We start from the raw sequence: 6,600 nt of genomic DNA, 5'->3' as shown, positions 1-6,600 counted from the left end.
ANCTGCGGGCGCGCGGGCCAGTCCGGCAGAATAAGCCGGCTCACAGCCAGTCCATACTTTCTTTAAACAGTTCGGTATCTTCTTTCAACGCCGCTATCAGCACCACCATATCCTGCGGCAGCGGAGCATGCCATTCCATTTCAATCGAGGTGATGGGATGGTAAAGCCGCAGCAAGGTGGCATGCAGCGCCTGGCGATCAAAACGGCGCAACACTTCATTAAACGTTTCACTAGCGCCTTTAGGCGGTCGCGGACGGCCGCCGTAAAGGGGATCGCCTACCAGCGGATGGTTAATATGCGCCATATGGACGCGGATCTGATGGGTGCGGCCGGTCTCYAGACGCAGTCGCAGACGCGTATGGGCGYGAAAGWGTTCCATAATGCGGTAATGGGTCACCGCTGGCTTACCCATCGGATGTACCGCCATATGCGTCCGCTTGGTAGCGTGGYGAGCGATTGGCTGCTCCACGGTGCCGCCGGCGGTCATGGTACCGATAGCGACCGCTTCGTATTCGCGGGTAATCTCCCGCGCCTGCAGCGACTCCACCAGGCGGGTTTGCGCCGGCACGGTCTTGGCCACCACCATCAAACCGGTGGTGTCTTTGTCCAGACGATGGACGATCCCCGCTCGGGGCACATCCACGATGGGAGGAAAATAGTGCAAGAGCGTTCAATACGGTGCCATCGGCATTGCCGGCGCCAGGATGGACCACCAAATCACGGGGTTTATTGATGACAAGAATATCGTCATCTTCATAAACAATATTCAACGGGATAGCTTGCGCTTCCCAGCGCGGCGCTTCTTCGATAATGGCTTGTATCTCAACGGCTTCACCGCCAAGCATTTTTTCTTTGGGCACCGCCGTGACCCGTCCGTTCACCCTCACCTGGCCGTCAAGGATCCAGGCTTTTATCCGCGATCGTGAATAATCAGGGAACATTTCAGCCAAAGTCTGATCTAAACGTTGCCCGAGTTGTGATTCATTCACCGTTCCGGTGAGGTGTTGATGCTGTGCCATATAATGTATCTTCRTTAACGTTGGGTTTTCACGGCGATGCCGTTTAAAATAGTATGCTATTGTAGCTAGTCTCATCCGGGAGCTAAACGGACAGTCTCTCGGAATAACACTCTGAGGATAAGCAAAACGTCATGATGCGTATGAAATATCTGGTGGCAGCCGCCACACTGAGCTTGGTGCTGGCGGGTTGTTCCAGTAACAAAGACGCCGTTCCCGATAATCCCCCCTCCGAGATCTATGCCTCCGCGCAGCAAAAGCTGCAGGACGGTAATTATAAAGGCGCTATCAAGGAGCTGGAGGCGCTGGATAACCGCTATCCGTTCGGTCCCTACGCGCAACAGGTTCARCTTGACTTGATTTATGCTTACTACAAATCCGCCGACCTGCCGCTGRCGCAAGCCTCCATCGATCGYTTTCTGCGGCTTAATCCCACCCATCCGAATGTCGACTACGTACTTTACATGCGTGGATTGACTGATATGGCGCTGGACGACAGCGCATTACAGGGATTCTTCGGCGTGGACCGTTCCGATCGCAACCCGGAGCGCGCGCGGTGTTTCGCGATTTCACGCAGCTGATTCGGGGTTATCCGAACAGCCAGTATGCCATGGATGCCACCAAACGTCTGGTTTCTCTCAAAGACCGGCTGGCCAAGCATGAACTGTCGGTGGTGGAGTACTACAACAAACGCGGCGCCTATGTAGCGGTGGCTAACCGCGTTGAGCAAATGCTRCGCGACTTCCCCGATACGCAGGCGACGCGCCAGGCGCTGSCCTATATGGAAAAAGCCTATCGGGAATTGCAGTTGAACGGCCAGGCGGACAAAGTGACGAAGATTATCGCGTCAAACCCGGCCTAACGGCACGGCATAATCCAGACGGCAGCCAAGGCTGCCGTTTTTGTATGGTTAACTTAACAATATTGCCCCATTGTGCTGGCGCTGACAAGAAGATAAAGCCCGTTACTGGCCCCTGCTCACAGAACCCGTCCCCCCCCCGCCGCCACGCCGAAAAAAAAGTGATCCAAATCACACAAAAGATGCCCTTCGCGGGTATGCTTAAACTATGTAGACGGAAACACGCAGAGAGGTAGTTCTATGATAATCAACATTACCGGTAAGCAAATGGAGATCACTCCCGCCATTCGTCAACACGCGGAAGAGCGCCTGGCAAAACTGGCGAAATGGCAGACCCAGCTGATTAATCCGCATATTATTCTCTCCAAACAGCCGCAGGGTTTTGTGGCCGACGCGACGCTGAGCACGCCCAATGGGCAACTGGTGGCCAGCGCGACCCATCAGGATATGTATCTGGCGATAAACGAGCTGCTGGCGAAACTTGAACGTCAAATCAATAAAGTCCAGCACAAGGGCGAAGTGCGCCACGCCGCGGAATGTGTCAAAACCGTGAATTTTATGGCGGTATAATCCCCCTGCCGGCGGATCCACCCGCGCACGGCCACGTTACCACCTCGATAGCGCGCCCTCAGGGCGCGTTTTATATTGACAGGGGGAAAAGCGAGCGGTTACTGTAGCTTCTTATTCTTCTTTCCAACGAGTTGACTATGCCGACCACACCGTTTTTCTTCGCTTTCTTTTTTATCTTCCGATGCTAGGAGGCCGCCGCGCATCGTGTGAGAAATAAAGCGAAGACGAACCGCAAAGCCTCCTGAAACAGGGGGCTTTTTTTGTTGGCGTGAAAGGTAACCAATATCATGAATGACAACACTTTATTGACGCAGCGCGATCGGATAAGCGCGCTGGATCTCAAATTGCTGTCTTTACTGGCGGAAAGGCGCGCTCTGGCACTGGATGTTGCGTGTAGCAAGATAGCCTCGCAACGGCCGATACGCGATATCGCCCGCGAGCGCGAACTGCTAAAACGCTTAGTCACCGAGGGCCAGAAACTTGACCTCGACGGTTTTTACGTTACTCGACTGTTTCAAATGATTATCGAAGATTCCGTGTTAACGCAGCAGGCCCTGCTGCAACTGGATCTTAATCATCAGGAGGAGCGCTCTGCGCGTATCGCCTTTCTGGGCCCTAAAGGTTCCTACTCCCACCTGGCGGCGCGGCAGTACGGCGCGCGCTATTTTGAGCAAGTTGTAGAGTGCGGTTGCCAAAAATTCGGCGATATCGTGCAGTTAGTGGAAACGGGCCAGGCGGAATACGGTATTTTGCCGATTGAAAACAGCAGTTCGGGCTCAATCAACGAAGTGTACGATCTGCTGCAACACACCCATCTGTCTTTGGTGGGCGAAATCGCTATCCCAATCGATCACTGCGTATTGGTTAGCGGCAGTACCGACCTCGATCGTATCGAGGTGGTCTACAGCCATCCGCAGCCTTTTCAACAGTGCAGCCAGTTCCTGGGACGTTTCCCGCACTGGGAATTTGAGTACTGCGAAAGCACCGCCGCGGCCATGGAAAGAGTGGCGCAGCTTAACCGACCCACCGTCGCCGCGCTGGGCAGCGGACAGGGCGGGGCTTTGTACGGGTTGCAGGTGCTGGAAAATAACCTGGCCAACCAGCAGGAGAACATCACCCGTTTTATCGTGCTGGCCCGCAAGCCTATCGACGTCACCGAGCAGGTGCCGGCGAAAACCACGCTTATCATGGCCACCGGCCAGCAGTCCGGCGCTCTTGTCGAGGCGCTGCTCGTGCTGCGGACCCCACGGTATCGTGATGACACGCCTGGAGTCCCGGCCGATACACGGCAATGCCCATGAAGAAATGTTTTATATTGATGTGTAGGCCAATTTGCGCAGCGCGAAAATGCAAAAAGTACTGCGCGAGCTGCAGGCAATTACGCGTTCGCTGAAGGTATTGGGCTGCTACCCGAGCGAAAATGTCCTGCCGGTAGATCCGGAATGACATGCGCGGGGGGCCGTTGGCGGCACCCGCCACGCCTCACCTTATAACGCCTTATTTACGGCTATCGTTGGCCTGACGTAATAACACGCGGCTTTCCGCAAGGAAATGGTCAGCATAATCGCCGAACCAGCGGCCGATTTGGGTGAATCGCGCGATAAACGCCTGCTTATCGCCCTGCTCCAGCAACGCGATCGCCACGCCGAAACGCCGGTAATAGCGCTTGATCAACGCCAAATTGTCCTCGGAAGCCATAATGATATCAGCATACAGCTGGGGATTCTGCGCGAAGAGGCGCCCAATCATCGCCAACTCAAGCCGGTAAATCGGTGAGGACAGCGCCAACAATTGCTCCAAGTCGACATTCTCTTCCGCCAGATACATGCCGTAGGCGAAAGTGGCGAAATGACGCAGCGCCTGGATGAAGGACATGTTCTGATCGTGCTCGACGGCGCTGCTACGGTGCAACCGCGCGCGCCATACCTGGATCTGTTCCAGGAACCATTGATAGGCCTCCGGCTGGCGCCCTTCGCAGTACACGACCACCTGCTTTGCCAGACTGCCGCTATCGGGGCCGAACATCGGATGCAGACCAAAAACCGGTCCATTGTGCGCCGCCAGCATCGCCTGCAGCGGCGCATTTTTTACCGAGGCCAGATCGACCAGGATGCAATCTTCCGGCAGCGTCGGCAATTGCTCAATAACCGACACGGTCAAATGAATCGGCACGCTGACAATCACCATTCCCGCATCCGCCAGCAAGGCACCGGCGCGCAGCCAGTCCTCTTTTTCCAGAGTGCGGACCTGGTATCCGGAAAGCGTCAGCAGTTTTCCAAACAAACGCCCCATTTGTCCCTGGCCGCCAATGATCACCACCGGTCGCAACTGCGGGCACAGCGTCTTGAAACCTTTGTCGTTTTCGCTGGCGTAGGATTCTCGCATCACGCGGCGCAACACATCTTCAATTAAATCCGGCGGTACGCCTAATGCCGCGGCTTCTCGCCGGCGCGAAGCCAGCATCGCCGTTTCACGATCGGGGGCGTAGATAGGCAGGCCGGCGCGGCTTTTAACTTCTCCGACCTCGGCAACCAGCGACAGACGTTTCGCCAGCAGATCCAACAATGCCTTGTCCACCTCATTGATCTTGTCCCGCAGGATGTTAAGCTCTGCTACCATGCCGCGACTTCTCCCCCTGCCTGCCGCAGCGGCAACACCGTCAGCAATTCACCGTGCAGCTGGCGCAGCAGGCTGTCGGTGCTTTCCCAGTCAATACAGGCGTCGGTCACCGATACTCCGTAGCGCATGTCCTCACGCGACAATTCCGAGGACTGGTTACCGGCATGAATATGGCTTTCCAGCATTAAACCAATAATGGAACGATTACTGGCCTTAATCTGCGCCAGCACCGACTGCGCCACCTCTGCCTGACGGCGATTAGTCTTTATTGGAGTTACCGTGGCTACAATCGATCATTAACGCTGCCGCGAGTCCAGCCGCCGCCGTCTGTTGCTCACAGTCAGCGATATCGTGCGGATGATAATTAGGCTGCTTGCCGCCGCGCAGAATCACGTGTCCGTCAGGATTACCGCGCGTTTGCAGCAGACAAACCTGACCCGCCTGATTGATGCCCATAAAGCGATGGGCCATAGCCGCGGCGCGCATCATATTAATCGCGGTGGCCAGACTGCCGTCGGTGCCGTTTTTAAAGCCTACCGGCATGGACAGGCCCGACGCCCCATCTCCCGGTGGGTCTGGGATTCCGTCGTACGTGCGCCAATAGCCGACCAGCTGAAGAGATCGCCAAGGTATTACGGGCTATTGGGATCCAGCGCTTCCGTTGCCAAAGGCAGCCCCATTCTTACCAGTTCCAGCAACAAACCAGGGGCGATTTGCAGCCCGGCCTCGACATCATAAAGATCCATCCATGTAGGGATCGTTAATCAGGCCCTTCCAGCCCACTGTGGTACGGGGTTTTTCAAAATAGACGCTCATAACGATATACAGCTGATCGCTCAATTCAGCTGACAGGGCTTGCAGGCGGCGGGCATAGTCAAAGGCAGCATCGGTATCGTGAATGGAACAGGGCCCGCAGACCACCAACAGGCGCGGATCGCGGCCGTGAATGATATCCGCAATCGTGCGCCGGGATTCAGCGATAGCGTGCTGCTCAGCCTCGCTTAAAGGAAACTGACGTTTTAATTATTCGGGTATGATCATTACCTGTTCATCACTGATATGGACATTATTGAGCGCGTCTTTTTGCATGATACTGATCCTGACTCTGTGAGGTGGCCGCAAGGCGTTACATTAAACCTATTACGCCGTAGCGTAATAGAAAGCTACCTTACCAGCAATCGTAAAGTTTTCAATCCAAGAGTGTAAATAATTTATTACTCCTAGAACTCCGGTGCGCACCGCTCATGACCGGCAAGGCCGCCTGAGAAGTAGTGGCATCATGAGAGAAAGATTTCGCTAAAGGCGCGCGATATAGCGGTATGATACGCATCCCACGCCAAAATTTAAATCACTTATTGGACATAAAGTGTCAAAATGCTAGCCAAGGTGTAAATAATGTAAGCGCCCCGTGGAGGACGTCTTGAATTATTGGTGGGTTTGTTGTATGGCCCGGTAAGAATATGTTCCACTACGATGCCTAGTGAACCCGCATCCTATAAGGGACGGCTGTCAGATCATGGATAATCCGGCGATGAT

Annotated in this window: 2 protein-coding genes, 4 pseudogenes and 1 other annotated feature; of the genes and pseudogenes, 3 read left to right on the top strand and 3 right to left on the bottom strand. The window is 54.9% G+C overall.

The genetic code is table 11. The features are described 5' to 3' along the window. Positions 1-40 precede the first annotated feature (40 nt). A pseudogene (rluD, locus tag ACMX3H_RS04355) lies at positions 41-1,019 on the bottom strand (23S rRNA pseudouridine(1911/1915/1917) synthase RluD). Between the two features lie 131 nt (positions 1,020-1,150). Between rluD and bamD the strand changes: the two are divergent. The 3 genes and pseudogenes from bamD to pheA all read left to right on the top strand — a co-directional run bounded on the left by bamD (position 1,151) and on the right by pheA (position 3,891). Further along, positions 1,151-1,878, top strand: a pseudogene (gene bamD / locus ACMX3H_RS04350) (outer membrane protein assembly factor BamD). A gap of 237 nt (positions 1,879-2,115) precedes the next feature. Then, a complete protein-coding gene (raiA, locus tag ACMX3H_RS04345; RefSeq protein ID WP_415209938.1) occupies positions 2,116-2,445 on the top strand; it encodes a ribosome-associated translation inhibitor RaiA in 330 nt (109 codons plus the stop codon). Positions 2,446-2,581: 136 nt separating this feature from the next. Then, positions 2,582-2,709, top strand: a sequence feature (Phe leader region). A gap of 23 nt (positions 2,710-2,732) precedes the next feature. Further along, positions 2,733-3,891, top strand: a pseudogene (gene pheA / locus ACMX3H_RS04340) (bifunctional chorismate mutase/prephenate dehydratase). 51 nt (positions 3,892-3,942) lie between these two features. Here pheA and tyrA read toward each other — a convergent pair. Then, positions 3,943-5,064 carry a bifunctional chorismate mutase/prephenate dehydrogenase gene (tyrA, locus tag ACMX3H_RS04335; protein WP_415209937.1) on the bottom strand — a complete coding sequence of 374 codons (1,122 nt, stop codon included), beginning with the start codon at positions 5,062-5,064 and terminating at the stop codon, positions 3,943-3,945. Next, positions 5,058-6,153: pseudogene (locus ACMX3H_RS04330) on the bottom strand (3-deoxy-7-phosphoheptulonate synthase). The gene tyrA and the pseudogene ACMX3H_RS04330 overlap by 7 nt, the downstream one beginning before the upstream one ends. Positions 6,154-6,600: the final 447 nt, after the last annotated feature.

Origin of the sequence: Sodalis sp. (in: enterobacteria), assembly GCF_047607725.1 — a bacterium.
Lineage (GTDB): Bacteria > Pseudomonadota > Gammaproteobacteria > Enterobacterales > Enterobacteriaceae > JBLKSS01.
Note: the sequence above shows the minus strand (reverse complement) of the source record. Positions and strands in the feature narration are given on the sequence as shown.

Bases quoted from the DNA above. Each gene is read 5' to 3' on its own strand.
- raiA (WP_415209938.1), top strand. From the start codon at position 2,116: ATGATAATCAACATTACCGGTAAGCAAATGGAGATCACTCCCGCCATT.
- tyrA (WP_415209937.1), bottom strand. From the start codon at position 5,064: ATGGTAGCAGAGCTTAACATCCTGCGGGACAAGATCAATGAGGTGGAC.